Here is a 26511-nt window from a genome sequence, read left to right as displayed (position 1 = left end):
GGTGGAAAGGCTTCGCGGGGACCTCGGCGACTTCGTGGCCGAGGTCTTCGCGTTCCGTGCGCGCGAGGACCGGCGTCGGCGGGGGAATCGCCACCTTCGCGGGCTGCCGAAGGCTCCTCAGTCCGCCAGGCCCAGCGGGTCCGGGGCGGTGTCCAGCAGGTGGGGGCCGTTGTTGCGGACGCTGTTGACGGTGGTGGGGACGGCGCGGACGCGCAGGGTGTCGTCGGCGGGGCTGTGCAGCAGGTGGTGGAGTTCGGCGGGGTCGGTGTGGGCGGGGGAGAGCCAGGTGGCGAGGTCGTCGGGGGCGATGGTGAGGGGCATCCGGTCGTGGACGCGGCCGGCGGAGTCGGTGGCGTCGGTGGTGATGACGGTGGCGGTGGCCAGCCAGGCGAGCGGGTCGTCCTCGGGGCGGGTGGGGTCGCGCCAGAACTCGTAGAGGCCGGCCATCAGCATCAGGCCGCCGGTGCTGAGGAAGTAGGGCTGCTTGTACTTCTTCCGGTCGGCGGCGGCGGGGACCTCGCGCCACTCGAAGTAGCCGTCGGCGGGGATCACGCAGCGGCGGGTGGTGAAGGCCTTGCGGAAGGCGGGCTTGGTGTCGACGGTCTCCGAGCGGGCGTTGATCAGGCGGGCGCCGCCGGACGGGTCCTTGGCCCAGGACGGGACCAGGCCCCAGCGCAGCGGGCGCAGTTGGCGCAGCAGTTCGCCGGTGTCCCGGTCGACGCGTTCCAGGACGGCCGGGACCGGGTCGGTCGGGGCGACGTTCCAGCTCGGCGCGAAGGTCTCGGCCGGGTCCCACCGGAGCTCCCCGAGCAGGGAGACGAGGTCCTGGGGCGTGGTGGTGGAGACGAAGCGGCCGCACATGCCCCCAGCCTGCCACGCGGTACGGACAACGGCGTTCAGCGCGGCGTGCGCCCGCCCGGGGTGTGTCCGAAGGCGCGGCGGTACACGTCGATGAAGGCGCTGGCGGAGGCCCAGCCGCAGCGGTGCGCCACGGTGGTGACGGGCAGGCCCTCGGCGAGCAGTACCAGGGCGTGGTGCAGCCGCAGCTGGGTGCGCCACTGGGGGAAGGTCATGCCGAGGTCGGTGCGGAACAGCCGGGAGAGGGTGCGGTCGCTGGCGCCGACGGCGCGGCCGAGTTCGGCGAGCGTACGGCCGTCGGCCGGGTCGGCCTCCAGCAGCGCGCACAGGGCGCGGAGCAGGGGCGTGGCGGGGGTGGGGAGGTGGAGCGGGCTCTGCGGGGAGGCGCGCAGCTGGTCGAGCAGGACGGCGCGCAGCCGGGCGCGTTCGGGGGTGTCCTGGTCGGGGGTGCGGGTGTAGGCGACGATCAGTTCGCGTAGCAGCGGGCCGACGGCGAGGACGGTCGGGCGGTCGAGGCCGAGCGGGTTGTCGGCGGCGGGCAGGCCGACCAGGTGGAGTTCGAGTTCGCCGTGGGCCTGGTGGGCGTGGACGGTGCCGGCCGGGATCCACAGCGCGCGGTCGCCGGGGGCGACCCAGGAGCCGGCGTCGGTGGTGATGCCGACCACGCCCCGGGCGGCGTAGGCGATCTGGTGGTCGTCGTGCCGGTGCGCGTCGATGGCGCCGCCGGAGGGCAGCAGGCGGGCCTCGGTCGACGCGACGGGAGTGTGGCGCGAGGCGACGGGATTGTGGCGGATTCTCGGCATCGGATGGCAGGTTATCGGAAGTCCGACAGCGGGTGCGGGCCCGAGGCTGGCGGCATGCCGAAACGATCCTTCGACCGCAGGTCGATCCTCCTGCTCTCCGTCGGGCACTCCTGTGTGGACGTCTACCAGGGCGCGGTGGCGGCCCTGGTGCCGTTCTTCGCGGCCGAGCGCCACTACGGCTACGCCGCCGTGTCCGGGGTGGTGCTCGCCGCCTCGCTGCTCTCCTCGGTGGCGCAGCCGCTGTTCGGGGCGCTCACCGACCGCCGGCCGCTGCCCTGGCTGCTGCCGGTCAGTACGCTGCTGGGCGGCGCGGGCATCGCGCTCAGCGGGGTGGGCGGCTCGTACGGGCTGACGCTGGCCTTCGTGGCGCTGTCCGGGGTCGGGGTGGCGGCCTACCACCCGGAGTCGGCCCGGGTGGCCCGGCTGGCGGCGCGGCGGGCGGGGGACGGGCGGCGCGGCCTGGGCACCCACCGGGGGATGGCCTGGTTCTCGCTGGGCGGCAACCTGGGCTTCGCCGCCGCCCCGCTGCTGGTCGCCGCCGTGGTGGGGACGGGCGGGCTGCGGCTGACCCCGCTGCTGGCGCTGCCCGCGCTCGCGGGCGCCTCCCTCTGCCTGCCGGTGCTGCGCGAACTGGAGCGGCGGCGGGCGGCCGGGGAGGCGCGCGAGCCGGTTCCGGGGGCCGACGACCGGGCGGCCTTCGTGCGGCTGTCGCTGGCGGTGGTCTGCCGCTCGGTCGCGTTCGTCGGGCTGAGCACCTTCCTCTCGCTGTTCACCGCCCAGCGCCTGGGCGGCGGTGCGGCGGCGGGCACGGTGGCGCTGGTGGTGCTGTACGCGGGCGGCGCGGTGGGCTCGGTGCTGGGCGGCGCGCTGGCGGACCGGTGGGGGCGGGTGGCGGTGGCCCGCTGGTCGTACCTGGTGGCGGCGGTCGCGGTGGCCGGGGTGCTGCTGGTGCCGGGCCCGGCGCTGTACCTGTTCGTGGCGCTGACCTCGGCGGGCCTGTACGTGCCGTTCTCCCTGCAGGTCACGCTGGGGCAGGACTACCTGCCGTCGCGGATCGGTACGGCGAGCGGGATCACCCTCGGGCTGACGGTGAGCGTCGGCGGGCTGGCGAGCCCGGTGATCGGCGCTCTCGCGGACGCGACCTCGCTGCGTACGGCGCTGCTGCCGCTGGTGCTGATGCCGGTGCTGAGCTGGGCGCTGTTCCGGACGCTCCCGGAGCCGGTGGTGTCGGAGCGGGTGGCTCCCGAGGCCGGGACGGCGCCGGTCGGGCGGTGACCGCCTCCGGGTAGGCGGAGGTAAAGACGAGCACCTCATTGTGTTCATATCTGCTACGGTCGTTTTCGAAACGAACGATTGGTGAGTGAACGCTATGAAGATGTTCGGCAGGCGCCGGTGGCTCTGGGGCTCACTGCTGTCCGTGGCCGTGCTGCTGGCCGGCATGGGCGGCTGGGTGGTCTACCAGAACGAGTACGACCTCACGGAGGAGCGGGTCACCGTCACCGGCGGCAGGCAGCCGCTCCAGGGCGTCCTGGCCCGCCCCACCGGCGGCCACGGGCCGTACGGACTGGTGGTCTTCGTCCATGGCGACGGGCCCGTGGACGCCACCCACGACACCTTCTACCGGCCGCTCTGGGAGGCCATGGCGAAGGCCGGGTACGCGACGCTCTCCTGGGACAAGCCCGGCGTCAACAACGCCCCCGGCGACTGGCTGGACCAGAGCATGCAGGACCGCGTCGACGAGACCCTCGCCGCGATCCGCTGGGCCAAGGCCCAGCCCGGCATCGACCCGAACCGGATCGGGCTCTGGGGCGCCAGCCAGGCCGGCTGGGTGATGCCCAAGGCCGCCCGGCAGTCCCCGGACGTCAGGTTCGTGATCGCCGTCGGCACCGCCGTCAACTGGCTCCAGCAGGGCCGCTACAACCTGCTCGCCGAGCTGGGGGAACGGCACGCCTCGCCCGCGGAGACCGCGGCCGCCGTCGCCCGCAGCGACCGCAACCTGGCCGCCCTGCGGGCCGGTTCGACCTTCGAGGAGTACCGGGCCGCCGGCGGCGACGTCGACGGGCTGACCCCCGAGCGCTGGGCGTTCAACAAACGCAACCACCTCTCCGACGCCACCGAGGACCTCGCCGCCCTCCGGGTGCCGGTGCAGCTCGTCCTCGGCGGCCGGGACGTCAACGTCGACAGCGACGACACCGAGGCCGCCTACCGCCGCCTGGTCACCACCCCGGGCCTGCTCCACGTCCTGCGCTTCCCGGATTCGACCCACAACATGGTGCCCAAGGACGTCGAGGACTCCGAGCTGCGCAGCACCTTCCTCGCCGTCGCCGCACCGCGCTCGCTGTTCACCCCCGGCTACCTCGACGGCATGCGGAACTTCCTGTCCTCGCTCGACCCGGCCTCGCCCGACCACCCGAAGGGGTGACCCGCGACGAAACGTGGAGCTGTAGGACCACTCAGCGGCCGTGCGGTTCGCGCTCCGGCTCGCGCGTCGGCTCGTGCGCCGTCCAAGGGCGCAGCTTCTCCGGGTTGCGGACCGCCCAGACGCGGGTGATCCGGCCGTCGGCCAGGTCGAAGGCCGCCACCGTCGCGGTGCGGCCGCCGAGCCGGGCGACCAGGCCGGGGCGGCCGTTGACGGTCCGTTCGAGGAGGGTGAGCCCGGGGGCGAGGTCGGCGAAGTGGACCAGGTACCGGGCGATCCGCTCGCCGCCCACCACCGGGCGCAGGGCGGCGCCGGCCAGGCCGCCGCCGTCGGCGGTCATCGTGGCGTCGGGGGCGAGCAGGCCGACCAGGGCCGCGATGTCCCGGGCCTCCCAGGCCCGCTTGAAGTCCCGTACCAACCCGGCCTGCGCGCCCGTCGGGGTCGCCGGGGCCTGGGCGGCCCTGATCCGGCGGCGTGCGGAGGAGGCCAGCTGGCGGCAGGCCGCCGGGGTGCGGCCGACGATCCCGGCCACCTCGGGGAAGGGGTAGCGGAAGACGTCGTGCAGGATGAACGCCACCCGCTCCGCCGGGGTCATCGCCTCCAGGACGACCAGGAAGGCCATGGTCACCGACTCGTCCAGGGTGACCCAGTCCGCGGGATCGGCCGGCCCGCCGCCGTCGGTCGGGCCGCCGATCCACTCGCCGCGGTCGGGCAGCGGCTCGGGCAGCCACTCGCCGACGTAGCGCTCCCGCCGGGCCCGCGCCGACCCGAGCTGGTCCAGGCAGACCCGGCCGGCCACCGTGGACAGCCAGGCGCCCGGCGAGGCGATGGCCTCCTGCTGCTCCCGGGACAGCGCGTACCACCGGGTGTACGTCTCCTGCACCGCGTCCTCGGCCTCGGCCAGCGAACCGAGCAGCCGGTAGGCCAGGTTGATCAGCTGCCGCCGCTCGCCGACGACCACGCCCGGGTCCGGTACGGAGGGGGTGCTCACGGTCGGGGCCGCTCCCCGGGTCTGCTCGTCTGTCATGGACCCTCGCCTCACACTTCGTCGACCTGTGTCGTCGGATGAGCGGGACACTATCGATCAGCTGCCGCGAGGCAGAAGAGGGGAGCGCGTCATGGCCATCGGGACGACGGCGGAGGCGGCCACGGGCACCAGGGGCACCACGGACACGGCGGCGGGGCTGCGCGCCCACACCTTCCTCCGGGCCTCCGTGGCGCTCCAGACCGTGGCGGTCCTCTTCCAGGCGGTCACGGCCGGGCTGCTGCTCTCCACCTCCTACGGCGAGACGCTGCACAGCGTCGGCGCGCGCGTGATGTACGGGTCCTCGATGCTGTACCTGCTCGCCGCCGTCCTGGCCTGGCGGCCCGGCGGCGGCTCGCCCCGTCCGGTCCTGTACGCCACCGGGTTCCTGGTGCTGGCCTCGGCGCAGGTCGTGCTGGGCGTCGCGCACGTGCCGTCGGTCCACGTCCCGCTGGGCGTGGTCGTCTTCGGGCTGAGCATGGCGGTACTGGTCCGGATGCCGGCCGTCCGCGCCACGCGGCGGACGGCCGGCACGAGGGGCTGAGCGGGCCCTCAGGACCCGAGGGTCCAGCGCTGGCCGGTGGCCGGGCGGGTGGTGACGGGGGTTCCGGCGGTGCCGGCGCCCGCGTCGAGGGCGAGGCCGGTGGCGACGTTGGTGACGGTGACGGAGCCGGTGGCCTGGTCCTGGGCCAGCTTCCACTCCTGCCAGGGGTTGCCGGGCGACAGGTCGAGCAGGTAGGCGCTGTCACCGGCCGAGGCCCCGGCGGAGAGCACGGTGTGCCGGTGGGTGCCGGTGGCGCAGTTGTCGCTGATCCGGATGGTCCCGTCGGGGTTACTGGTGAAGGTCCACTGCTGCGCCGGGTCGCCGGGGCGCGCGGGCTCCAGGTCGGTGATCGAGCCGAGCGGTGCGGTGCAGGAGCCGAGCAGGGACAGCGCGAGGCCGCCGCTGCTCAGGGAGTGGTACGCACCGTCGTCGACCACGCCGGACGGCCCGCCGGTGCCCTGCTTGGCCAGCCGGTAGAGGGCCGCGCCGTGCGGCGGGAGGGAGGCGCTGATCGGGCCGGTGACGGTCGAAGCCGAGCCCGTCCACAGCTCCTTGGCCTGGTAGCCGGAGCCGCCGAGGCCGAGTTCGGCGAGGCTGGTGGCGACGGTGCGGCCGGCCGACGGGTCCTGGTTGACCAGCAGCACGGCGGTGTCGCCGTTGGCGAGCTGCCGCTTGAGGACCACCGGGGCGTGCCCGTCGGCCGGCTTGGCGCCGACCAGGGTGGCGGGCTTCGCCAGGCCGTCCTGGTCGACGGCGATGACCTCCTTGTTCTTCAGGATCGCCAGGCTGGTGTCGTTGATCCCGGTGGACCAGGTGTAGCCGTCCGCGCTGTGCTGCGACTGCGCGGCGGTGCGCAGGTCGGCGCCGGAGATCATCGGCGCGGCGAGCATGGCGAGGACCGAGGCCTCCGTCCGCGACTCGTCGTCGGTGAAGGGCTTGTGGCAGGTGCAGGTGTCCGTGGTGCCCCACAGGCCGTAGACGTCCTGCCAGCCGGTGAACATCATGTCCAGGTCGTTCCAGCTGCCCGCGCGGACATTGCCCGGGTACTGCAGCGCGGTCTGCAACTGCCCGTTCCAGAGCACCCCGTCGAGCTCGCTGTCCCGGTCGCCGCCGATCCGGCAGAGGTTGGCGACCTGGCCGCACCAGATGCCGGTGGGCGCGTAGCCGGGGGCGTGGAAGGGGGCCGTCCCGGCGGCCTGGACCACCGGGTCGGTGCGGGCCGGGTCGTCGGCGGCGAGCAGGTACGGGACCCCGCTGTGGACGGGCTGGGCGGAGACGCTCAGGGTGACCTTGGGCTTCCCCTGGGCGGCGGAGGCCGCGTCCAGGGCGTGCTGGAAGGTCTGCACCCGGGCGTAGATGGAGCGGGTCAGCTCCTTGCCCTCGCCCTGGGTGTAGTAGTTGTGCCCGTCCGGGCCGACGATCTGCGGGCCGTACGGGCAGTCGTCGTACTTGACGAAGTCGACGCCCCAGGAGACGAAGTCGGCGGCGTCGGTGGACTCGTGGCCGAGGCTGCCGGGGTGCATCTGGCAGGTGAGGTAGGTGTCGGTGGCGTAGAGGCCGAACTTCATGCCCTTGCTGTGCGCGTACTGGGCGAGGTACGCGATGCCGTTGACGGTGTGGCCGTCGACGGTCCGCTCGGGGAAGTGGTCGGGGCGCGGGACCAGGTGGCCGGAGGTGGGGTCGTTGCCGGTGCCGTCGGTGCCGCTGACCGGGTTGCCGGCGTTGTCGTACAGCTGGAGGCCGCCGTCGGCGTTGCGGACCAGGTCGGAGCTCTGGCCGTCGCGGTGCCAGAGCGACCAGCCGTCGTCGATGGTGACGGTGTCGTAGCCGGCCGCGACCAGGCCGTTGGCGGCCATGAAGTCGATGGTCTGGACGACCTGCTCCTGGGTGACCTCGGTGCCGAGGGAGTTCCAGGAGTTCCAGCCCATCGGCGGGGTCAGGGCGTTGCCGTTGCCGAGGCCGGGGCCGGTGCCGATCGCGGTGGGGGTGGGGGTGGCGGTGGCGGGAGCGGCCGTGCCGAGGCCGACGGCTCCGAGGCCGGCGGTCGCGAGCGCGAGGGAGAGCAGGGATGCCGCGACACGGCGGCGGGTTCGGCGCATGAGCGCCCTCCTGAGGGGTGGGGGATGGTGAGATGACGAACCGTCAGGAAGCGAGGGGGTGCGGCCGGCCGGGTGGGGCCGGCCGGCCGCGGTTGTGCTGTGTGGGGGTCAGTCGGTGACGGTCGCGGTCGCGGAGCGTCCGGGCGCGAGGGTCACGGTGATGGAGGTGTAGGTCGTGCCGTCGACGGTCGTGGTGCGGGCCGCCCGCTGCTCGCCGTCGACGGTGGCGCGGGCGTGCTGACCGGGGAAGCGGGCCTCCCAAGTGACGGGCTCAGTACCGGTGTTGGTGACGGTGCTGCGCTGCGCGCCGTCGTGGCGGACGGTCACCGTGCCGCCGCCCACCGGGATGCCCGCGACCTGGAGCCAGCCCATCGAGGCGGGCAGCTGCGGGGTGGTGGAGAGCGCGTGGCCGGCGGCGTCGGGGGTGACGCCGAGCAGGCCCTGGACGGTCTGGGCGAGCAGGGTGAACGGGACCTCGGGGTAGTCGCCGTTCAGCATCGCGCCGCTCACGTGCGGCTCGCCGACGCTCTCGTAGACGTGCCGCATCCACTTCCAGGCGGTGCTGCGGTCGTGGTTGGCGAAGAAGGCGTCCGGCAGGTAGGTGTAGGCCTCCAGGTTCGCCGAGCGCTCCGGGCCGGAGTCGGCGGCGTCGATGGCGGCGAGCTGGGCGTCCCGGCGCGGGCCCGGGTCGAGCAGCCCCTTGACCGGCATCAGTACGCTCGCCTCGTAGCCCCAGCCGGTGATCGGCTTGCCGGCGGTGTCGTAGCCGTGGACGACCTCGCCGGGCTGCGAACCGTCCACGCTCCAGGTGGAGTTGACGTACGTGCGCAGCTGATCGGCGGCCTTCCGGTAGCCGGCGGCGGAGGCGGCGTCGCCCCGGGCGTCGGCCAGCGCGGCGGCGGAGAGGTAGGCCTGGTACTGGGCGCCGACCGCGTCCCCGGCCTCGGCGTAGGTGCGGGTGGCGTTCTCGGCATAACTGGCGGTGCCGGCGAAGATGCTGCGGCTGGTGGCCTGCGGGATCGGCACCCCGCCGTTGTCGATCGGGCCGGGGCGGGCGGCGATGAACGGGCCGAGGGTGTTGCGCACGTACCGGCCCAGGTCCGGGTCCTCGGCGTAGTCGCGGTCGCCGGTCCAGCGGTAGGCCTCGCCGGCCTGCTGGACGAGTTCGAACGGCGCGGGCAGCTCGCGGACGAAGCGGTCGGGGCTCCGGTAGTCGATGGCGCCGTAGCTGCGGGCGTCGAAGTTGAGCGCCCAGACCGGGTAGAGCTTGTTGACCTCGGTGGCCGAGGCCGCGAAGCCGCGCAGCATGGTCTTGTTCTCGGCGTCCAGGCCGAGCAGGTGGGCGCCGACCAGCTGGTGGGCGAAGTCGCGGCTGTAGAAGGCGGAGCGGAACGGGTAGCCGGCCCAGTAGGTGGCGTCGTAGGTGGTGGTGCCGGTGCCGCCGGGGTGGTTCTCGTCCTGGTCGAGCACGCCGGTGGCGCCGGCCTGCTGCACCCAGCTGTTGGCCTTGGCCTTGGCCCAGTCGAAGAGGGCGACGGCCTCGGGGTCGGAGGAGCTGATCACCGGGTCGTTGGGGGCGGCCGGGGCGACGGCGGCGTCGTCCACGTTGATCCAACCCGTGGGGGAGGAGCCGATGGTGAGGGTCAGCCGGTCGCCGGGGGCGACCCGGACCCGGGGGAGGGTGTACTTCGCGTAGAGGGACTGCTCGGGCAGCGGGAGGGAGCGCACCACGGTGCCGTTGACGCTCACCGAGAGGCTGCCGCCGGCGCCGCCCGTCGCGATCCAGGCGGACAGGTCGTAACTGCCCGCGGTGACGGCGGTCACCTGCTGGCTCACCGCGTAGCCGGGGCCGGCGTCGAGGTAGGCGAGGCGGGTGCCGCCGTGCGGGTTGTTGGTGGCGGTGCCGGTGTGGGCGGTGAAGGTCCAGCCGCCGGAGGTGCTGCGGGCGGTGGCGGCGCCGTTCGTGCCGCTCGTCCCGTTCGTGCCGCTCGTGTCGCTCGTGTCGCTCGTGTCGCTCTGCTCGAAGCCGGGGTCGGCGAGGACCAGCGGCTCGGTGCGGGTGAGCGTCCAGCGGTGGGCGGGGCGGTTGTCGCAGTGGTGGGCCACCGGGGCCGGATCGGCGGTCAGGCAGCCGCCGGTGCCGCGGGTGGTGAGGGTGTAGGTGCCCTGCGGCGCGCGGGAGACGGTGAAGCGCTCGGCCTCGGGGGAGCTGCCGCAGTCGGCGGTGGCGGGGCGGCGGTCCGGGCCGCCGAGGGTGAGGCAGCGGCCGCTGGCGGCGTTCACGAGCAGGTAGTCGGTGCCGGCGCGGCGCAGCTGCCAGCGCTGGCTGAGCAGCCGCCCGCAGGCGGCGCCGACCACCGGGGTGCCGGGGGCGGGCTGGGCGTACTGCGGGCCGAGGCAGCTGCCGTCCAGGGCGGAGCCGAGGAGGTAGCCGCCGCCGTCGACGAGCGGCGTTCCGGCGGCCGCCGGGGCCGGGGCGGCGCCGAGGGCCTGGGCGGCGAGGACGGTCAGGAGGGCGAGACCGGTGGGTAAGGCGCGGGGGCGGGGCGGCATGGCGGAGCTACCTCCGGTCGGGTGGCGGGGCGATGGCGTTTGAACGTTCAAATCGGATGGGTGGTGTGCGTTACGATGCATCGCATGTGATGGGTGACATTTCACATGGTGGGCTCGGTCACGTCAACGGGATGCGCGGTGACGGCTTCCGGGAGACAGCTGGGAGAAGAAGTGAAGGCCTCTGCCCGACGGGGGTGGGCAGGGGCCTTCACGATCTGGGAACGGTCGCGGTTCGGGCCCGACCGTCGAGGGGTCCGGACCGTGATTGGGCTCAGTGGCCCGAGGGGCTCAGCCCTTCGGCTGGGCTCAGCGCTTCAGGGCCGCGAGCGTCTCGTCCAGGCTCGGCGTCCCGGGGCGGGGCCGGTTGTACGGGAGCTTGGAGAGCATCGAGCCCATCGCGCAGGTGTTGGTCAGCGCGGAGAAGGCCAGCCCGCCGCCGACTGCGGCGGAGACCCAGCGGGCACCCGGCAGCGCGAGGTCGACCAGCACGCCGGCCAGCACCAGGGAGCCGGCCACCATCCGGACCTGGCGGTCCAGCGCCCACACCCGGCGGGCGCCGGCCACCTGGTCCAGCGGCCGCCCGGCGCTCGCCCAGGCGTTGGTGCCGCCGGTCAGGGTGAGGGTCGGGATGCCGGCGTCGGCCAGCACGCGGCAGGCGTTGTCGGCGCGCGGCCCGGCGGCGCAGACCACGGCGATCTCGCCCTGCCCGGCGGCCTCGCGCAGCGCGGGCAGGGCGCGGTCGAGCTGGTCGAGCGGGACGTTCAGGGCGCCGGGGATGTGGCCGGCGGCGTACTCGCCGGGGGAGCGGACGTCGATGAGGGTGAGCAGGCCGAGGCGGGGTTGGAGCTGCTCGACGGTCAGCGGCGTGGTCATGGGGGTGGGGGTCCTCTCGGATGGGGGTGGGTGTCGGTGGTGATGCGGGGAGGTGCGGGGAGGCTCGGGGGCAGCTCGCCGTGGTGATCAGCCCACCGTGGTGATCAGCTCACCGTGGTGATGAGCATCAGCGCGGCGACGGCGAGCAGGGCGACGGCGAAGGCCTTCTGGAGGGTGCGCCCGCTGAGCTTGTCCGCCAGCCGCTTGCCGTCCCAGGCGCCGAGGATCGCCGCCCCGGTGAAGGGGGCGGCCACGGCCCAGTCGATCGCCCCGGCCGAGCCGAGGCGGGGCAGCAGGGCGGCGAGCGAGTTGGCGGTGATGACCAGCAGGCTGGTGCCGACGGCCTCGGCCATGGTGAAGGCGAGCACCGAGACCAGGGCCGGTACGGCGAGGAAGCCGCCGCCGACGCCGAGCAGTCCGGTGACGGCGCCGAGCCCGGCGCCCGCCGCCGTGGAACGGCCGACTCCGGCGGCGGAACGTTCCTGCGCGTTCTTCGCGGGCGGCTTCAGCATCCGCCAGGCCGCGAGCGCCGCCAGTACCGAGAAGGCACCGGTCAGCAGCGCGCCCGGCAGATGGGCGGACAGCGCCCCGGCGGCCATGGCGGCGGGCAGTCCGGCGGCGGCGAACAGCGCGCCGGTGCGCCACCGGACCCGGCCCGCCCGGGCGTGGGCGAGCAGCCCGGTCAGCGAGGTCGCGGCGACGATCACCAGGCTGGCGGTGGTGGCCAGCGCCGGGCTGAAGCCCAGCAGGTAGACGAGGGCGGGGACGGCGAGCATGCTGCCGCCGCCGCCCAGCCCGCCCAGGGCCAGCCCGACCACCGCACCGGCGGCGAGCGCCAGGATCAGCGTGGTCATATCACGTGCCCGGCGCCGCCGTCGGACGTGGTGACCGGCAGCCCGGCCAGCGCCCAGGCACCCATGCCGCCGACCACGTTCAGCGCCTCGACGCCGCGCCGCGCGAGCAGCTCCGCCGCGCGCCCGGATCGGTTGCCGGAGCGGCAGATCGCCAGCACGGTCCGCCCGGTCGCCCCGGTCGGCAGCGGGACACCGGCGGCCAGCCCGATCAACGGCTGGTGCAGCGCGCCGGGGGCGTGTCCGGCGGCGAACTCGGCGGCCTCCCGGACGTCCAGTAGGACGGCGGCGCCGGTGCGGGCGAGCTCGTGGGCCTCGGCGGGGGTGGCCCGCCCGGGGGCGCCCGGTCCGTGGGCGTCGGGCCGGTGGGCGTGGGGCCCGTGGGCATGCGGCAGCAAGGGCATGAGGTGTCTCCAGTGGTGCAGACCGGACCGCAGTGGTCCGGCGGGTCGGGGGCGGCGCGGGCGTCCGTACGGGCCCGGTGGCCCGGTGCGGGTGGTGTGCCGGGTGCGTGGCACGGCCGGTGCGTCCTCGGCCCCGCCGGCACCTGGCCCGGCGGCGGTGGCCGGCCCCTCGGTGCCCCACCATAGTACCCCCGGGGGTATTATCGAAATCACTCGGCGATACCCCGTCCCGTATCGGCTCGGGCAGCCGTATGCTCGCAAATATACCGAGGGGGGTATCAGAACGGCGCTGCGGCGCCCGACACCGCCCAGGCCTACGAGCCGCCCACCCCCGCACCGCCCGGCCCCGAGCCGCCCAGTCCTATGCCGCCCAGGAAGGTCCCCCGTGTACTTCGCCCAGTTATCACGAGTCTGACGTTTCTGCCCAGCTCAGGGGCATGATCGACCATCCGGGGTCAGCAAAAGGTCAGCAGGACTCCCGGAGGTACCAGCAGATGGCGACCACAGGCCTCACCCGCGGCATGGGCAGCTTCTTCAAGGAGTGCGAGCATCCGGAGTCCCGCTGGAGCAAGTGCTCGCACGAGTACAAGATCAGGTACCGCAACGCGGCCGGGCGGCAGACGGAGGAGTCCGGCTTCGTCAACCAGGAGAAGGCGAAGGCCCGCCTCGCCGAGGTCTACCACGCGCGGAAGAACTCCCCGCAGAGCCAGCGGAAGGCGGAGCGCATCAAGAAGTACGGCGGGATGCAGTTCTCGGTCTACACCGCCGAGTGGCTGAAGGGTCAGCGTCACCAGAGCCCGACCTCGCTGCGGAACATCGACTCCATCCTGAAGAACCACCTCCTCCCTGCTTTCGGCAGTCGCCGCATGGGGACGTTCGACCACAAGGTCGTGGAAGCGTTCGTCGAGACCATGGAGCGGAACGGCGTCGGGCTGGCGGCCCAGACCAACGCCTTCGTCAGGCTCAAGACCATCCTGTTGGACGCGCACAGGCTGGGCCTCTACGAGGACAGCCCGATGAACGGCGTCCAGCCTCCTCAGTACGACCCGGAGCGGGTGGTGATCCCCTCCCTCGCTCAACTGCAGGAGATCCGGAGCGCCGGCGACGACGCCTTCCGCCTGGTTGCGGAACTCATGAGCGGCTGCGGTCTGCGCAACGGCGAGGCATTCGCCGTCAACATCAACAACATCGTCGCCGATGACGTCTACCGCGTCACCGAGCAGGTCAACCAGGCGACCAAGACCTACGCGCGCCTGAAGCACCGCAAGGTCGGCGAGTACCGCGACGTGCCGCTGCCGACGCGCACCAAGCAGGCCATCGAGCGGTACGCGGACACGTACGGGACCGTGGACGGCTACCTTCTGCGCAACCCCAAGGACATCGGCCTGGCTATGCCGCATCACGTCATCCACAACCAGTGGCAGAGGATCAGGGCCTCCGGGCAGGTCGACATCCCCGAGGGCATGGTCCTCTACGGCCTGCGCCACTTCTTCGCGTCGAACTGCCTCAGCAACAACATCCCGATCACCGACGTCGCGGAGTGGATGGGCCACCGCAACATCGAGATCACCTTCAAGATCTACCGCCACCTCATGCCCGGCTCCATCAGCCGCGCGGCGCAGGTCCTGGATCTCGGTCTGGCCGCGTGAACGAGTGCGGGTCTGCCCGTCACGGGCAGACCCGCACTTGCACCGCCGGCTCAGGCGCCGGACAACCGCTGCTGCCTCACCCAGGCATGCACCTCCGACACCTTGAACTGCAACTTCGCGTTCCGCCCACCACCGAATCGGTAGGGAACGAGTCCCACCCGAGGCGCGTCCCGGTATACCCACGCTACGGACATGTTCAGGTACTCGGCAGTCTGCTTGACGCTCATGAAGTGCTCGGGCACGGGCTCCTCCTGGGTGATCGGTCGAACTCGCGGAGCCTGAACTATCCATGGAGAAAGGCAGTTTGGCCGCGCCGTCGCCGCGTGATAGCGCCTGAAGGAGGGCCGCTTCCAGTGGCCTGGGGGCAGTGGTGTCAGAGTTCACGCGGCAGATCGCGAGCGCCTCGATTGCGTCGATAAAATACCCCCGGGGGTACACTCGGACATAGAGCCAGCCTGTCAGACCCGACGAGGAGAAATCCCGTGATCTTCAGCCAGTACTACCTCGACTGCCTCTCCCAGGCCTCGTACCTGATCGCCGACGAGCGCACCGGCCAGGCCGTGATCGTCGACCCCCGCCGGGACGTCGACGAGTACCTCGCCGACGCCACGGCGCGCGGCCTGACCGTCGTCGGCGTCATCAACACCCACTTCCACGCCGACTTCCTCGCCGGCCACCTCGAACTGGCCGATCTCACCGGCGCCTGGATCGGGTACGGGCGCCGCGCGGAGACCGACTACCCCATCCGCAAGTTCGCCGACGGCGAGCGGATCGAACTCGGCGACGTCACCCTGCAGATCCTGGAGACCCCCGGGCACACGCCCGAGTCGATCAGCGTCCTGGTCTTCGAGCAGCCCGACGACGCCGTCCCGTACGGCGTGCTCACCGGGGACGCGCTGTTCATCGGCGATGTCGGCCGCCCCGACCTGCTCGCCTCGGTCGGCGTCACCGCCGCCGAACTCGGCGCGATGCTCTACGACAGCGTGCACCGCAAGCTGATGGGCCTGCCCGACGAGACCCTGGTCTTCCCCGCCCACGGCGCCGGCTCGGCCTGCGGCAAGAACCTCTCCACCGACCGCCAGTCCACCATCGGCGCGCAGCGACTGACCAACTACGCCTGCCAGCCGATGGACCAGGACACCTTCGTCCGCATCGTCACCGCCGGCCAGTCCGCCGCCCCCGCCTACTTCGGCCACGACGCCGCCCTCAACCGGCAGGACCGCCCGCTGCTCGACCGCGCGAACGCCACCCGCCCCCTGTGCCCCGAGGGCTTCAGGGAGGCCCGGACCGCGGGCGCCGTCGTCCTCGACGCCCGCAGCCCCCAGGACTTCGGCGCGGGACACCTCCGCGGCGCCGTCAACGTCCCCGTCGACGGCCGCTTCGCCGAACAGGCCGGCACCGTCCTCACCCCCGACAGCACCATCGCGATCATCGCCCCGCAGGACCGCGAGGACGAAGTCGTCACCCGCCTCGCCCGCATCGGCTTCGACCACATCGCCGGCTACCTGCGCAACCCCGACAACGCCCTGCCCGCCCTCGCCGACGACCTCACCCCCGCCAGCCGCCTCACCGCCGACCAACTCCGCACCACCCTCACCGCCGAACAGCCCCCCACCGTCCTCGACGTCCGCACCTGCGGCGAACGCGAAACCGGCGCAATCGAAGGATCCCTGCACATCACCCTGGCCGAACTCCCCGGCCGCCTCGACGAGATCCCCACCGACCGCCCCCTCGTCGTCCACTGCGCCAGCGGCCACCGCTCCTCCATCGCCGCCAGCCTGCTGCGCCACCACGGCCACACCGACGTCTCCGACCTCCTCGGTGGCTACGGCGCCTGGCACACCCTCACCCACCCCGCCCGGGCCTGACCCCAGCCGTCCCGGCCCGCCCCGGCTGGGCCGCGGGCTGGGAAGCGGAACGTGGCCGTGGTGGGGCGCGGGGAGGTGGGTGTCGGTCACTGCTGCGGCAGCGCGAGTAGTCGGGCGTGCAGGCGTTATACATCCCGGCTGCTGGCGATGTTCCGGTACTGGTCCTTGCTGGCGGATTACCAGCTGGCGGCAGCCTCGGGCAGCCTGCGACGTTCGGGGTTCCTGATGCGTCGAGGGGGGAGGCGGCTACAGGCGGACGGGCAGCGCGAGGCGTTCGATGCGGGCAGCGAGGTTGGGGTCGCTTTCGGTGCGGCCGAGCCGGCATATGGTGGTGGTGCGTACCGAGGTGGCCTTGACGCCGCGCATGCTCATGCACAGGTGCTCGCCGGTGGTGAAGACGGCGACGTCGTCGGTGGCGGCGGCCTTGGCGAGATCGTGGGCGACGTCGCGGGTGATGCGTTCCTGGAGCTGGAGGGCGTGGGTGTGGGCCTCCAGGTGCCGCACCAGTTTGGACAGGCCGAGGACGGCGGTGGCCGGCACGTAGGCGATGGAGACGTCGAGGCGGAAGGGGAGCAGATGGTGCTCGCAGACGCTCCACGCCTCGATGCCGGTTAGCAGGACGAAGTCGCCGAACCGGCCCTCCTGGGCGAAGCTGGTGTCGAGCCTGCCGGGGTCGTGGTCGAGGAACTCGCCCCACCAGTCGGCGAACCGGCGGGGCGTGTCCTTGAGACCGTCACGGTCGGGGTCTTCGCCGAGGGCAAGCAGCAACTCGCGGGTCAGCTCTTCGACGCGCGGGCGGTCGACCGGGCGGCGGCGCTGGGCTTGCACGGGTATGGACGTCATGGTCATCCCTTGGGGTGAGTTGACGGTAGGTGGGCCGCGAAGTGCGGCGTGTCAGAGGTGGGCGGCGCTCGGCAGACAGCCGAGGATCGGTACAGCGGTGAACGCCTCGGCGTACTGGGTTCCGATGCGGGCGCCCCAGAGCCGGCCGAGGTTCTCGGCCATGGGCCCGAAGTGCTGCTCGATCGGCTGGCTCACGTGCTCGCGCAGCGCGGCCATCTTGGTGTCGAAGGTCGCGGTGGCGTCCACGATCACGTCGGCGCGCACGGGGCCGTCGAGAGTGAGCGAGTTGTAGGTGTCGCAGGTGTAGAAGCGGCTCGGTCGGCCGGTGGCGATCCGAGGCTCGGGCACGGCCGCGAGCACGGCGGCGGCGACGGCCCGGTGCTCAGGGTGGACGTCGTGGAGCGGGTGGGTGATGACGACGTCCGGCTCTGCCTCCAGCAGCACTTGCTGCATGGTGGCGTGGTCGAGCCGGGGCACTTGGCGCAGTTCGGCCCCGAGGACGGCGGCGCTCTTGCGGGCCTCGGCGTCGCGGACTTTGTCGCGGTGCGGGACGACGATGGTGACGGCGGCGCACCGGGTGTGGACGGCGAGGGTGGCGCCGGCCCAAAGTTCGGCGTCGTCGGGGTGGGCGAAGGCGGCCAGGACCGAGCCGGGCACGGCACCGGTCACCACAGCCCCAGTTTCTCGACGACGTCGGCGGGCTTCGGCAGCTGGGGGCTGGCCTTACCGCGGACGGTGACGGGCACGTCCAGGTCGCGACGCACCGTGATCATCGCCTCCCAGCGCAGCACGTCGGCCCAGGCGGTGGTGATCGCCGTGCCCTTGGCGCCGGTCAGCCGGCCGGAACCGGGCAGGTCGTGCAGCCGCATGCCGTCGCGCAGCAGGGTGGCGGCGATCTTCGGCCCGACGCCGCGGACACCGGGGATGTTGTCGGACTTGTCGCCGGTCAGGGCGCGGAAGGCCGGCCACTGGGCGGGACTGACGCCATACCGGGCGATGACCTCGTCGGTGGTGATGATCCGCCGGGAGGACTTCCGCGAGCGGTTGAGGATGCGCACGCGGTCGTCGAGGAGCTGGTAGAAGTCCATGTCCCGCGACATCACCAGGACCGGCCGGGAGGCGGCGGCCCGGGTGGCGAGGGTGGCGATCACGTCGTCGGCTTCGGCGTTCTCGATCTCGACCCACCGGATCCCGTACGCGTCCAGGCCGTCCTTCACCGGGGCGAGGAACTGCAGCGGCTTGAGCGCCTCCGGTGTCGCCTCCCGGTTCGCCTTGTACTCCTGGTCGGCGGCGACGCGCTCGGACGTACCGTGCTCGCCGTCGAAGACGACCAGGACCTCGGGCTGCGCGACGTCGAGGTCGTCGCGGACCGTGGCGCGCAGCAGGGCGAAGAAGGCGAACAGGCCGGTCAGTTCGCGGGTCTTGTCGCGGGAGAAGATCGGGGCGGGGAAGCCGAAGGTGCCGGCCCACAGAAGGTTGAACCCGTCGACGAGCAGCAACGGCGCAGGGGTTACAGGGGTTTCGGGCATCACGACACCGCCTCCAGGAAGAAGTCAGCGATTCGGCGCGGCTCGAACTCGGCCGCTCTCCGATACACGGTCTGTGTAGTCGCGGCGTACAGTATGTCATCTTCCAGCAGGGTTTGTGCCGCCTTCTGGAGAGCGGTCGGGCCGTCGTCGTGGTCGACGAGGAGGTGGTCGCCGTTGCCGGTTGGGCTGATCAGGGCGGGCAGGTTGCCGACCCGGTAGGCGACGACTGGGGTACCGACGCTCATTGCCTCCAGTGCGACCAGGCCGAAGGTCTCCTTGTGGCTGGGAACGATGACCACCGCCGCGCCGGAGAGCCAGGGAATCACCTCGTCCCAGGCCAGCGCCCCGCGCAGACGGACGTTCGGGGTTCGGGCGGCTGCTTTCCTGCAGGCGTCGAGGAGTTCCGACTGGGATCCCGTACTGTCCTCGAACCCCGCTTCGGCGAGGGCTACCTCGAGGGGCCGGTCCCAGTCGGAGGTGGCCTCCAGTAGGTCGAGTACGCCCTTCTCCGGCCCGAGCCGTGCGAGGACGCGTACCGGGCCGCTGCGGCGCAGTTGCTCGCGGAGCTCCGGTGCTGGTGGGGCCACGGTGGGGTTGGGCATGAGTGCGTTGGGAACGACGCGGAGGTTGCACGGGCCCCAGCCGGCCAGCTCGTCGCGTACGACGGCGGAGGGCACCAGGACGCGGGTGGCGCGGGCGAGCGCGGGCCCGGCGTCGAGGCTGTGCGGTTTGACGTGGGCGGCGAGGGCCCGGCGGACGTGGCCGGGGATATCGCCGCGCAGGCGGCCGAGGCCCCACAGCGCGTCGGTGAACAGGACGGTGTCGATGCGGTGTTCGGTGATCAGGTCCCGGATCTGGCGGGTCAGCCTGGTGTCCTGGTAGGTGACGGCGCGGCGCAGCACGTCGTCGTCGCACGGGAACTGCACGTCGTCGAGGCGCAATCGGGCGATGATGACGCCGGGGAGGCCGGGGCCTTCGGGCTGGGGTGCGGCGGTGGCGATGACGGGCCGGTGGCCGTTGCGGGCGAGCCCGAGGGCCAGTGCGGCCGTCGCGCGTTCGATGCCGGCCGGGGCGTCCGGGGTCCAGGAGACGAGGACCAGCAGAACGCCGCGGGAGGAGGGGCGGGTGATCACCGGGCGCTCACCCACTTCAGGGCGGGGACGGGCTGGGTCTGGCCGCTGTGCGGCCTCTCCCAGGGGAAGACGACCCAGTCGTCGACGCCCCAGGCCCACCGGTCGGGGGTCTGCGCGCACCCGCGGTTGCGGAAGAGTGCCGCCGTCATGATCTCGGCGGAGTAGTCGAGCCGGTCTTTCAGCGCATCGGTCACGGCGGTGAACGTCGCTCCGGTGCCGGCGATGTCGTCCACGAGGAGCACTGTCCCGGACAGGCGCCCGGGCAGGGAGTCGGCGAGCTGGACCTCGACGTCGCCGGTGGCCTGCTGGAACGGGGCGTCGCTCTTGTTGTGCCTGGCGGCGACGGTGTGGAAGGGCACTTTGAGGTAGTCGGCCATGAGGCGGGCCGGTTTGATCCCGCCGGAGGCGACGCCGATCACGCAGGTCACGTCCGGGTCGATCCCGACGACGGACTCGGCGATCAGGCGGGCCGCGTCGAAGCACTGGTAGTGAGTCGGCGCGTACGGGACGCGCTGTGCGAAGACCCGCCTGCCGGTGCGCGAGGAGTTGGTCACGAGGTGCTCCCGGACGTGGGCAGGCGCAGGTCGGCCGGGCTGGTGACGGGGACGGACGCGGAGATGCCGGTGGCGCCGTGGGTGTTGCGCCAGGCGTAGCCGTCGGCGCGCAGGACGGTGAAGCCGTGCGCGCTCGTGCGGGTACGCAGCCGGATGCGGACGCCGTCGGGGATGGCGAGCGGGCCGACGATGTCCTGGGCCTGCTCGTCGGTGAGCATCTGCTCGGCCGCGAGGGCGGCGCCGTCGCCGATGGGGAGCATCTGGAGGAACGTCACCCCGCCGGCACCGAGTTGGGCGGCGCGGTCCAGCAGTTCCTGGGCCTCGTGCTGGTTGGACTGCATGAGGACCATCTGGAGCTGCACGAACAGGCCTTCGTCGACGGCGGCGCGGATGCCCGCGACGGCGCGCCGGTAGCTGTCCTGGCCGCGCCAGCGGTCGTGGGTGGCCTCGGTGGCGCCGTCGAGGGAGACCCGGATCGCGTCGAGGGAGTCGGCGAGTTCCTCGGCACGGCGGGTGAGGTGCCAGCCGTTGGTGGTGCAGCTGACCACGCTGGTGCCCTGGCGGCGGACCGCGCGGGCGAGCTCGGGCAGGTCGCGCAGCAGCAGCGGCTCGCCGCCCGAGATGTCCACGCCCAGCACCCCCGAGGCGGCGATGTGGCCGGCGAGGACGCGCCGCTCCGCCGTGGTGGACTCGCGCACGCTCTTGTCGTCGAGGCACTGCGGGCAGTCCAGGTTGCAGCGCACGATCGGGGACCAGCACATGCTCAGCGGGTATTCGAGCGCGAGCGTCGAGGGATCCGCCTCGGGCCAGGCGGCCACCTGCTGGTCGTCCAAGGCGACGCAGCCGGCGGGCAGGGGCTGGGGCGGCAGGTGGTTAGTGCCCACCGCGGGGTCGTGCACGACGGTGGTGCCGTCGAACGTGGCGGCAGCGAAGGCGCGGATCATCGGGTGATCACCTCGGCGTCGGTCAGGTGCTTTCCGGCGGCGGCGACAAAAGCGTCGCCGCGGTCGGCGGGGGCGGGGAGGGACAGCAGCTGGCGGTAGTGGGCGAGCGTCGCGGGCCAGGAGGCGAGCTTGGCCTGCCACTGGGCGGCGGCGTCCGGCGGGTCGAGATGGAAGCCCACGGCTTGACGCAGCGGGACCACGAGGCAGCCGGAGGCGATCAGGGCCGCGCCGAGGTGGGTGTCCTCCATGCCCCAGCCCAGCGCCCCGAACTCCTCGTCGAAGCCGCCGACGTCGACCAGCTGCTCGCGCGGTACGGCCAGCAGCGCGGTGACGACCATCCGCGGCAGGTCCCAGTCGTAGTAGGACCGGCCGTACCCGAGGGTCTGGAAGTCGTTGGTGGCATCCAGCGGGCGCCCATCCAGCGCGTCGGCGAGCGTGAGGCCGGAGTACGGCAGGACCTTGCCCACCGGGGGTTTCCAGGTGACGCGGTGGTCAGCACCGAGGAGCGGGGGCGCCTTGGGCAGCAGCGGCTCACCGCAGGGCGACGCACGATAGGCGACGTTGTGCCGGAACCCGGTCAGCACGGTGTCGGCCTCGGCGCGCACGGAGACATCGGCGAACACGTGCGGGGGCAGCACCATGTCCGCGTCGACGAACAGGACGGTCGGTGCCTGGGCGAGGAGGGCACCGGCGTTGCGCGCGGCCGCCGAGCCGCGTCGCTCGGCCAGGCGTACCGCGGTGGTGACCACGGGGTGCTGGCGGGCGATCTCGAACGTCGCGTCCGTGGAGGCATCGTCCACGAGGATCACCTCCACGTCGGCCGCGTGCTGCTGTGCGCCGAGCGCGTTCAGCACTGTCGGCAGGGCGTAGGCGGTGTTGCGGGCCGGGATCACGACCGACATCGTCCGGCCGGCGGCGGCCTGCGCGGGGGTGGGCTGGTGCCAGTTCAGGCCGGTGCGCTCGGTGAACCCGGTGGTGAAGTACCGGTGGGCGTTGGCCTGGGTCTTGAGCGCGTCCGCGAGGCTGATGTGCATCACGGCCACCTCCATTCGTCGAGCACGGCGGCGGCCTGGGGCCAGCCGTGGGGGTCGGGGATCCAGTGCAGGACCGGTCGCTCCGGCAGGGCCAGGAGGTCGGCGAGCAGGACCAGGTAGTCGGGTTCGAGGACCAGCAGCACCCGCTGCGGAACGCCGTTGGCGGTGAAGTCGCGCCGCAGCTGCCCGTTCACGATCAGGCGCAGCCCCTCGACCCGGTCGGAGTCGAGGCGCTGGTCGTACGAGGCGATCAGGTCGTCCGCACGCACCAGGCCGAAGGCCGCGGACAGGAAGCGGATCCGACTGCGGGCGTGCGGGTGATCGGCGAAGCGGGCGTGCAGTTGCGGGGCGATGCCTCCTGCGTAGCGCTCGAGGGCGGGCAGGAGGCCGGCCTCCAGCGCCTTGCGACGGGAGCAGCCCGCGATCACCAGGTCGCCGATCACGCCGCCCTCACGACCCGGAAGCCGATGCCCGGCGAGCCGAGCTCGGCCGGCGCGGCGTTGAGGAATGTGCACCGGGCGTACAGCGGCAGTGAGTTGTAGGAACCGCCGCGGATCACGAAGCCGTCGCCAATCGTCTTCGAGGCCGTCCACTCCCAGCAGTTGCCCGCCATGTCCCACAGCCCGGCCGGGGTCCGACCCCGAGGGTGGGAGCTGACCGGGGTGAGCCGTCCACAGGAGTTGCGCAGGTTCGCCCGTCCCTCGGCCGGTTCCTCCTCGCCCCACGGGTACCGGCGGCGTTCGGGCCCGGAGGCCGCCCACTCCCACTCCTTCGACAGCGGCAGCCGGCCGCCCAGGTCAGCCGCGATCCGGGCCGCCTGCGCCTGGGCGACCCCGACCAGCGGCCGGTGGTCCGGAGCGAGTCCGAGCTGGGCGGGCGTGACCGGGGTCGCCGTCCACTCCAGGTCGACCACCTTCACCGGCTTCCTCCGGTCGCCGAACAGGCAGACGCCGCCCGGCACTGGCACCCAGGCGAGCCTGTGGCCGATGAGGTTCGTCGTCATCGATGCCCCCTTCATCCGGCGATCAGGAACAGGTCTTCGGCGTTCACGCCGGCCCAGACCTTGGATTTGGCGAGGTTGGGCCGCAGCCCACAGCGGGCCAGCGCCCCGGTGATGGTGTCGAGGGCCTCTCCGGCCTGCTCGGCGCCGCCGCAGAAGACGCAGTAGTTGTCCGCGAACCGCACCGTGCGCAGCCCCGCGAGCCTCGCGTCCGCCCGCGACAGCCGTAGGTTGATCAGCAGCGGCGCGAGCGCCGTGCCCGGGACGAGCGGACACGGCAACGGCTCCAGCACCCGTTCGAACAGCCGCAGGAACGAACCGTCCGCCACGTGCTCGGCCAGCCAGTCGGTGACCTCGGCCGCGCACGACCCCTCCGACACCCGCCGCACGTCCACGTCCGCCACCCACCGGAAGCCTTCCCGTAGGTGCCGGTCGGAGTCGCGCACAGCGGTGACTCGGTTCCGCCCAGCCCGGTAGCCCGAGACCCAGTCGGCGAACGCCCGCTGTTCCAACACCGGCTCGATCGCAGACCGCATCGCCCGTTGGACGACCCGGTCCGCGACCGTCGGGATCACCGAGGGCATCGCCTTGCCGGTGTAGGTGGTGATCGCCACCTCGCGCAGCGGACCCGGCGTCCAGGAGCCCGTCCGAAGTTCCTCGGCCAAGGCCTCCAGCCGGCTGTCCAGGCCCTGACGGAACTGTGCCCAGCTCATTTTGTCGGCGCCCGGCGATCCGGCACGGCGCATGCAGGCCCGTGCGGCGGCCTTGAGGTGACGGGGTTCGACGAGGAGCGGCATCAGCGAATGTGCGCGCGGAGGGCGGGAGTTGGCTATAGTTGGCTGTGCCTGGACGGCATGCAGGATCCCGCTCTCCTCCGCACCGAATGCTTGGCCGCTACCCAACACGCGCGGCCTCGGGGAGCCGGAACGACCGCGCCGTCCAGGCGCCTTCTTGTCCTCATCGGCCACGTTCGTCCTCCCAGAGCAGCGTGTGCAGTCGCGGGGTGAGGTTCCAACCGCGCTCCAGGACTTCGTCCGCCAGCTCCCGCATTCCGCCGAGGACCGTCTCGCTGCTCGTTCCCTCCGGCATGATCCAGACGTCGGGAAGCGAGAACGTCTCGACCAGGGAGGCGACTTCGTCGAGCTCGGCGGCCTCGTGGACGACGAACTTGAACCGGGCCTTGCCACAGGCCGCCAACGCCTCCAGCGCCTTCGGGACGATCCGTCGGTCCCCGGGCGCGGCGAAGGCTTCCAGTTTCGGCGACACGTTGAACGCCGCGACCGACTCGACCAGCTCCGGCCGCGGGACGACGGTGCCGTTCGTCTCCACCTCCACGCGCCGCCCCGACAGCAACTGCACCAGGTCGACGAGCTGGGGCTGCTGGAGCAGCGGCTCACCGCCGGTGACCACCACCAGCCGCGGCGAGCGGGCCGTCACCCACGCTGCCAGGTCCTCCACGCCGCGCCGTGTGGACACCTCGCGCAGGTCGAACCGGCTCCAGTCCCACGTCTCCGGGGTGTCGCACCCCGGGCAGTGCAGGTTGCACCGCGACAGCCGGACGAACAGGGACTGCTGCCCGATGCTGGGGCCCTCGCCCTGGAACGTCGGTCCGAAGCACTCCGCCACCAACAGGCCCTTTCCGGCGGCGACCTCACCGCCCAGAACGCTCACCGCTCCTCCAGCACGAACTCGGCCCAACTGCTCGCCGTTTCCGACACCCGCACCGACGCCAGCCGGCCCGGCAGCGAGGGTTCCACGTGCTCCACGAACCAGTCGGCCAGCCAGGTGGCGAGGTTCTCCGACGTCGGCGCGACCGGCAGGACGTCGTTCAGCGTCCGGTGGTCGAGGGTGGTGTCGATGAGTTTCTTCACCGGGGCGAGGTCGCCGAAGTCCGTGACGAAGCCGGGCGGCACCAGCCGGTCGGCGGTGAGGACGAACTCCACCGTGTAGGAGTGGCCGTGCATCCGCGCGCACTGGTGCCCCTCCGGCAGGTCGGGCAGGGAGTGGGCCGCCTCGAACCGGAACGTCTTTCCGATCCGGTGCCGGCCGGGCATGACGACCCCGTTCATCGGGCCGCCCCGGTGGGCGCGGTGGCGTACTCGGTCGGGTCTTCGACCTCGGCGAGCGCGAACGCCTTGATCCGCTCGGTGCACGTCCCGCACGTCCCGCAGTGCAGCTCGCCGCCGCGGTAGCACGACCAGGTGTCCGCGAACGGCACACCGACCTGACTGGCGACCCGCACGATGTCCGCCTTCGTCTGGTCGATGAACGGCGCCAGCAGCCGGAAGCCCTCGGCGATGAACCCCTCGTTGCCGACCCGGGCCACCTCGGCGAACACGTCGAAGAACTCGGTGCGGCAGTCCGGGTAGACGGCGTGGTCGCCGGCGTGGGCACCGAACGCCACCGCGTCCGCCCCCGCGGCGACCGCCGCACCCACAGCGACCGAGAGCATGATCGCGTTTCGGTTCGGCACCACGGTGCTGCGCATGCTCTCGGCGGTGTAGTGGCCGTCGGGCACCTCGACGCACGGGTCCGTCAGCGCTGATCCCGACAGCAGGCGGCCGAGGCCGCTCAGGTCCACCACCTCGTGGCGGGCGTGCAGACGGTCGGCTGCCTGCCGGGCGAAGCCGAGCTCCTTCCGGTGGCGCTGCCCGTAGTCGAAGGAGAGCAGCGTGAGCCGGCTTCCGCTGTCGGCGAGCCAGTACGCGACGGTGGTGCTGTCCAGCCCACCGGAGGCGATCACCACCGTGTGCTGCGGGGGAGCGTGTTCAGTCATCTCCATACGTCTTCCTCGTAGTCCTCCGCTGCCGGAGGTCGGAGTGAGTCCGGCTGTTGCACGCCCGTGATGGGCCAGCCGATGGGCCGGCGATGCACGGACGGGCCGTAGCCGGTTTGGACGCGAGGACCTCGCCCCTGACGATCCAGGGCGGAGCCGTTGTCAGATGGTGGGCAGAGCAGGCGCGCGACTGCGAAAGCGAAGCAGCCCGCCCACCACGTGAATTCCGCGGTGATGTCCCGAAGCCGCTTGGCTAGGTCTCTCCGACGTCGGGCGCGGAGCGGGTGGGGGCCTGCCCATGCGCGACGCCTTGGTGCTCCACCTCGTGGTCGACGAGCATCCCCACGAGGGCGATCACGAGGACGTTGCCCAACAGCCACAGCGTCCACATGAACGTCTCCACAGGGTCGCCGGGCTCTGCGCCCCGTGCCCTGGTGGCCGGACCGGGCGGACGCCGAGGCGATTTCGTGGTCGGCGCATCCGTGGCGAGGTGCGAGACGGGCCCGCCCTTGAGGTCGGGAACGAGCCTGACGTCGGAGACGTCGACGGACGGATCCGCCGGGGCCCGTCGCGGTGCGGCCGGCTGGGGAGCGGGCACGGGACCGGTCGGGGGAGAGAGGATCGTGGTCATCGGCTTCCTTGTCTGGAGAGCTGCTGAGCCGGGTGGTGGTGGTGCCCCGGGCACAGCCGGAATGCGCGAGACGCCGAGGTGCGTCCGGCTGCGGCAGTGCGGAGGGTCAGCCCCGATCCAAG

Annotated in this window: 28 protein-coding genes; 5 read left to right on the top strand and 23 right to left on the bottom strand. The window is 72.7% G+C overall.

Annotation, left to right across the window (positions count from 1 at the left end; all coding sequences use genetic code 11):
- Positions 1 to 117: 117 nt before the first annotated feature.
- A complete protein-coding gene (locus AMK13_RS17990; RefSeq protein ID WP_074003103.1) occupies positions 118 to 861 on the bottom strand; it encodes an SOS response-associated peptidase in 744 nt (247 codons plus the stop codon).
- A gap of 35 nt (positions 862 to 896) precedes the next feature.
- On the bottom strand, positions 897 to 1661 hold the full coding sequence (locus tag AMK13_RS17985) for an AraC family transcriptional regulator (protein ID WP_074003102.1): 765 nt from the start codon (positions 1659 to 1661) through the stop codon (positions 897 to 899).
- 54 nt (positions 1662 to 1715) lie between these two features.
- Here AMK13_RS17985 and AMK13_RS17980 point away from each other — a divergent pair, with 54 nt between their 5' ends.
- Together AMK13_RS17980 and AMK13_RS17975 are read left to right on the top strand one after the other, a co-directional pair.
- Entirely contained in the window at positions 1716 to 2936 is a 1221-nt protein-coding gene (locus tag AMK13_RS17980; protein ID WP_074003101.1) for an MFS transporter, read from the top strand.
- 94 nt (positions 2937 to 3030) lie between these two features.
- Positions 3031 to 4083, top strand: a complete 1053-nt coding sequence (locus tag AMK13_RS17975; protein ID WP_079272250.1) for an alpha/beta hydrolase family protein — start codon at positions 3031 to 3033, stop codon at positions 4081 to 4083.
- 31 nt (positions 4084 to 4114) lie between these two features.
- On the opposite strand, the gene sigJ is transcribed toward AMK13_RS17975, so the two are convergent.
- The gene (sigJ, locus tag AMK13_RS17970; protein ID WP_079272249.1) at positions 4115 to 5107 is read right to left on the bottom strand and encodes an RNA polymerase sigma factor SigJ; all 993 of its coding nucleotides are present in this window, start codon (positions 5105 to 5107) and stop codon (positions 4115 to 4117) included.
- A gap of 91 nt (positions 5108 to 5198) precedes the next feature.
- On the opposite strand from sigJ, the gene AMK13_RS17965 reads away from it, so the two are divergent.
- Complete coding sequence (locus AMK13_RS17965) at positions 5199 to 5648, top strand: hypothetical protein (RefSeq protein WP_074003099.1); 450 nt, start codon at positions 5199 to 5201, stop codon at positions 5646 to 5648.
- 8 nt (positions 5649 to 5656) lie between these two features.
- On the opposite strand, the gene AMK13_RS17960 is transcribed toward AMK13_RS17965, so the two are convergent.
- From AMK13_RS17960 to AMK13_RS17935, 5 genes are all read right to left on the bottom strand, one after another.
- Positions 5657 to 7747, bottom strand: coding sequence for an alpha-galactosidase (locus AMK13_RS17960; protein WP_074003098.1), 2091 nt, complete (start codon positions 7745 to 7747; stop codon positions 5657 to 5659).
- A 108-nt stretch (positions 7748 to 7855) separates the two neighbouring features.
- Positions 7856 to 10300 carry an RICIN domain-containing protein gene (locus AMK13_RS45960; RefSeq protein ID WP_158077719.1) on the bottom strand — a complete coding sequence of 815 codons (2445 nt, stop codon included), beginning with the start codon at positions 10298 to 10300 and terminating at the stop codon, positions 7856 to 7858.
- Between the two features lie 306 nt (positions 10301 to 10606).
- Positions 10607 to 11173, bottom strand: a complete 567-nt coding sequence (locus tag AMK13_RS17945; protein WP_074003097.1) for a rhodanese-like domain-containing protein — start codon at positions 11171 to 11173, stop codon at positions 10607 to 10609.
- A gap of 104 nt (positions 11174 to 11277) precedes the next feature.
- Positions 11278 to 12027 (bottom strand): sulfite exporter TauE/SafE family protein, encoded by a 750-nt coding sequence (locus AMK13_RS17940; protein WP_074003096.1) that lies wholly within the window; start codon positions 12025 to 12027, stop codon positions 11278 to 11280.
- The gene (locus tag AMK13_RS17935) at positions 12024 to 12428 is read right to left on the bottom strand and encodes a rhodanese-like domain-containing protein (protein ID WP_074003095.1); all 405 of its coding nucleotides are present in this window, start codon (positions 12426 to 12428) and stop codon (positions 12024 to 12026) included. The genes AMK13_RS17940 and AMK13_RS17935 overlap by 4 nt, the downstream gene beginning before the upstream one ends.
- Before the next feature lie 494 nt (positions 12429 to 12922).
- Between AMK13_RS17935 and AMK13_RS17930 the strand changes: the two genes are divergently transcribed.
- Complete coding sequence (locus AMK13_RS17930; protein ID WP_241852924.1) at positions 12923 to 14077, top strand: tyrosine-type recombinase/integrase; 1155 nt, start codon at positions 12923 to 12925, stop codon at positions 14075 to 14077.
- Positions 14078 to 14127: 50 nt separating this feature from the next.
- On the opposite strand, the gene AMK13_RS17925 is transcribed toward AMK13_RS17930, so the two are convergent.
- Positions 14128 to 14319 (bottom strand): helix-turn-helix transcriptional regulator, encoded by a 192-nt coding sequence (locus AMK13_RS17925; RefSeq protein ID WP_074003094.1) that lies wholly within the window; start codon positions 14317 to 14319, stop codon positions 14128 to 14130.
- A gap of 240 nt (positions 14320 to 14559) precedes the next feature.
- Between AMK13_RS17925 and AMK13_RS17920 the strand changes: the two genes are divergently transcribed.
- The gene (locus AMK13_RS17920; protein WP_074003093.1) at positions 14560 to 15945 is read left to right on the top strand and encodes an MBL fold metallo-hydrolase; all 1386 of its coding nucleotides are present in this window, start codon (positions 14560 to 14562) and stop codon (positions 15943 to 15945) included.
- Positions 15946 to 16191: 246 nt separating this feature from the next.
- On the opposite strand, the gene folE is transcribed toward AMK13_RS17920, so the two are convergent.
- The 14 genes from folE to AMK13_RS17850 form a co-directional block, all read right to left on the bottom strand.
- Complete coding sequence (gene folE / locus AMK13_RS17915; RefSeq protein ID WP_074003092.1) at positions 16192 to 16788, bottom strand: GTP cyclohydrolase I; 597 nt, start codon at positions 16786 to 16788, stop codon at positions 16192 to 16194.
- 51 nt (positions 16789 to 16839) lie between these two features.
- The gene (locus AMK13_RS17910; RefSeq protein WP_074003091.1) at positions 16840 to 17460 is read right to left on the bottom strand and encodes a PIG-L deacetylase family protein; all 621 of its coding nucleotides are present in this window, start codon (positions 17458 to 17460) and stop codon (positions 16840 to 16842) included.
- Positions 17454 to 18287 carry a 5'-3' exonuclease gene (locus AMK13_RS17905; protein WP_074003090.1) on the bottom strand — a complete coding sequence of 278 codons (834 nt, stop codon included), beginning with the start codon at positions 18285 to 18287 and terminating at the stop codon, positions 17454 to 17456. The genes AMK13_RS17910 and AMK13_RS17905 overlap by 7 nt, the downstream gene beginning before the upstream one ends.
- Positions 18288 to 18316: 29 nt before the next feature.
- Positions 18317 to 19450 carry a glycosyltransferase family 4 protein gene (locus AMK13_RS17900; RefSeq protein ID WP_198959378.1) on the bottom strand — a complete coding sequence of 378 codons (1134 nt, stop codon included), beginning with the start codon at positions 19448 to 19450 and terminating at the stop codon, positions 18317 to 18319.
- The gene (locus tag AMK13_RS17895) at positions 19447 to 20004 is read right to left on the bottom strand and encodes a phosphoribosyltransferase (protein ID WP_074003089.1); all 558 of its coding nucleotides are present in this window, start codon (positions 20002 to 20004) and stop codon (positions 19447 to 19449) included. Before AMK13_RS17895 ends, AMK13_RS17900 begins: the two co-directional genes overlap by 4 nt.
- A complete protein-coding gene (locus tag AMK13_RS17890; protein ID WP_074003088.1) occupies positions 20001 to 20948 on the bottom strand; it encodes a radical SAM protein in 948 nt (315 codons plus the stop codon). Before AMK13_RS17890 ends, AMK13_RS17895 begins: the two co-directional genes overlap by 4 nt.
- Entirely contained in the window at positions 20945 to 21982 is a 1038-nt protein-coding gene (locus AMK13_RS17885) for a glycosyltransferase family 2 protein (protein ID WP_074003295.1), read from the bottom strand. Before AMK13_RS17885 ends, AMK13_RS17890 begins: the two co-directional genes overlap by 4 nt.
- Positions 21982 to 22425, bottom strand: coding sequence for a hypothetical protein (locus AMK13_RS17880; protein WP_079272247.1), 444 nt, complete (start codon positions 22423 to 22425; stop codon positions 21982 to 21984). The genes AMK13_RS17885 and AMK13_RS17880 overlap by 1 nt, the downstream gene beginning before the upstream one ends.
- Positions 22422 to 22985, bottom strand: coding sequence for a formylglycine-generating enzyme family protein (locus tag AMK13_RS17875; protein ID WP_074003087.1), 564 nt, complete (start codon positions 22983 to 22985; stop codon positions 22422 to 22424). The genes AMK13_RS17880 and AMK13_RS17875 overlap by 4 nt, the downstream gene beginning before the upstream one ends.
- 11 nt (positions 22986 to 22996) lie before the next feature.
- Positions 22997 to 23779: a reverse transcriptase domain-containing protein gene (locus tag AMK13_RS17870; RefSeq protein WP_074003086.1), complete on the bottom strand. Its 783-nt coding sequence runs from the start codon at positions 23777 to 23779 to the stop codon at positions 22997 to 22999.
- A 160-nt stretch (positions 23780 to 23939) separates the two neighbouring features.
- A complete protein-coding gene (locus AMK13_RS17865; protein WP_241852923.1) occupies positions 23940 to 24653 on the bottom strand; it encodes a 7-carboxy-7-deazaguanine synthase QueE in 714 nt (237 codons plus the stop codon).
- Positions 24650 to 25051, bottom strand: a complete 402-nt coding sequence (locus AMK13_RS17860) for a 6-pyruvoyl trahydropterin synthase family protein (protein ID WP_198959375.1) — start codon at positions 25049 to 25051, stop codon at positions 24650 to 24652. The genes AMK13_RS17865 and AMK13_RS17860 overlap by 4 nt, the downstream gene beginning before the upstream one ends.
- Complete coding sequence (queC, locus tag AMK13_RS17855; RefSeq protein WP_338016305.1) at positions 25048 to 25764, bottom strand: 7-cyano-7-deazaguanine synthase QueC; 717 nt, start codon at positions 25762 to 25764, stop codon at positions 25048 to 25050. The genes AMK13_RS17860 and queC overlap by 4 nt, the downstream gene beginning before the upstream one ends.
- Before the next feature lie 247 nt (positions 25765 to 26011).
- Complete coding sequence (locus tag AMK13_RS17850; RefSeq protein WP_074003085.1) at positions 26012 to 26389, bottom strand: hypothetical protein; 378 nt, start codon at positions 26387 to 26389, stop codon at positions 26012 to 26014.
- Positions 26390 to 26511 lie beyond the last annotated feature (122 nt).

This window comes from Streptomyces sp. CB02056 (assembly GCF_001905545.1).
Lineage (GTDB): Bacteria > Actinomycetota > Actinomycetes > Streptomycetales > Streptomycetaceae > Kitasatospora.
The sequence above is the reverse complement of the archived record's forward strand: the minus strand, read 5'-3'. Positions and strand labels throughout refer to the sequence as shown.

Bases quoted from the DNA above. Each gene is read 5' to 3' on its own strand.
- AMK13_RS17990 (WP_074003103.1), bottom strand. From the start codon at position 861: ATGTGCGGCCGCTTCGTCTCCACCACCACGCCCCAGGACCTCGTCTCC.
- AMK13_RS17985 (WP_074003102.1), bottom strand. From the start codon at position 1,661: ATGCCGAGAATCCGCCACAATCCCGTCGCCTCGCGCCACACTCCCGTC.
- AMK13_RS17980 (WP_074003101.1), top strand. From the start codon at position 1,716: ATGCCGAAACGATCCTTCGACCGCAGGTCGATCCTCCTGCTCTCCGTC.
- AMK13_RS17975 (WP_079272250.1), top strand. From the start codon at position 3,031: ATGAAGATGTTCGGCAGGCGCCGGTGGCTCTGGGGCTCACTGCTGTCC.
- sigJ (WP_079272249.1), bottom strand. From the start codon at position 5,107: ATGACAGACGAGCAGACCCGGGGAGCGGCCCCGACCGTGAGCACCCCC.
- AMK13_RS17965 (WP_074003099.1), top strand. From the start codon at position 5,199: ATGGCCATCGGGACGACGGCGGAGGCGGCCACGGGCACCAGGGGCACC.
- AMK13_RS17960 (WP_074003098.1), bottom strand. From the start codon at position 7,747: ATGCGCCGAACCCGCCGCCGTGTCGCGGCATCCCTGCTCTCCCTCGCG.
- AMK13_RS45960 (WP_158077719.1), bottom strand. From the start codon at position 10,300: ATGCCGCCCCGCCCCCGCGCCTTACCCACCGGTCTCGCCCTCCTGACC.
- AMK13_RS17945 (WP_074003097.1), bottom strand. From the start codon at position 11,173: ATGACCACGCCGCTGACCGTCGAGCAGCTCCAACCCCGCCTCGGCCTG.
- AMK13_RS17940 (WP_074003096.1), bottom strand. From the start codon at position 12,027: ATGACCACGCTGATCCTGGCGCTCGCCGCCGGTGCGGTGGTCGGGCTG.
- AMK13_RS17935 (WP_074003095.1), bottom strand. From the start codon at position 12,428: ATGCCCTTGCTGCCGCATGCCCACGGGCCCCACGCCCACCGGCCCGAC.
- AMK13_RS17930 (WP_241852924.1), top strand. From the start codon at position 12,923: ATGGCGACCACAGGCCTCACCCGCGGCATGGGCAGCTTCTTCAAGGAG.
- folE (WP_074003092.1), bottom strand. From the start codon at position 16,788: ATGACGTCCATACCCGTGCAAGCCCAGCGCCGCCGCCCGGTCGACCGC.
- AMK13_RS17890 (WP_074003088.1), bottom strand. From the start codon at position 20,948: ATGATCCGCGCCTTCGCTGCCGCCACGTTCGACGGCACCACCGTCGTG.
- AMK13_RS17885 (WP_074003295.1), bottom strand. From the start codon at position 21,982: ATGCACATCAGCCTCGCGGACGCGCTCAAGACCCAGGCCAACGCCCAC.
- AMK13_RS17875 (WP_074003087.1), bottom strand. From the start codon at position 22,985: ATGACGACGAACCTCATCGGCCACAGGCTCGCCTGGGTGCCAGTGCCG.
- AMK13_RS17870 (WP_074003086.1), bottom strand. From the start codon at position 23,779: ATGCCGCTCCTCGTCGAACCCCGTCACCTCAAGGCCGCCGCACGGGCC.
- AMK13_RS17860 (WP_198959375.1), bottom strand. From the start codon at position 25,051: ATGAACGGGGTCGTCATGCCCGGCCGGCACCGGATCGGAAAGACGTTC.
- queC (WP_338016305.1), bottom strand. From the start codon at position 25,764: ATGGAGATGACTGAACACGCTCCCCCGCAGCACACGGTGGTGATCGCC.
- AMK13_RS17850 (WP_074003085.1), bottom strand. From the start codon at position 26,389: ATGACCACGATCCTCTCTCCCCCGACCGGTCCCGTGCCCGCTCCCCAG.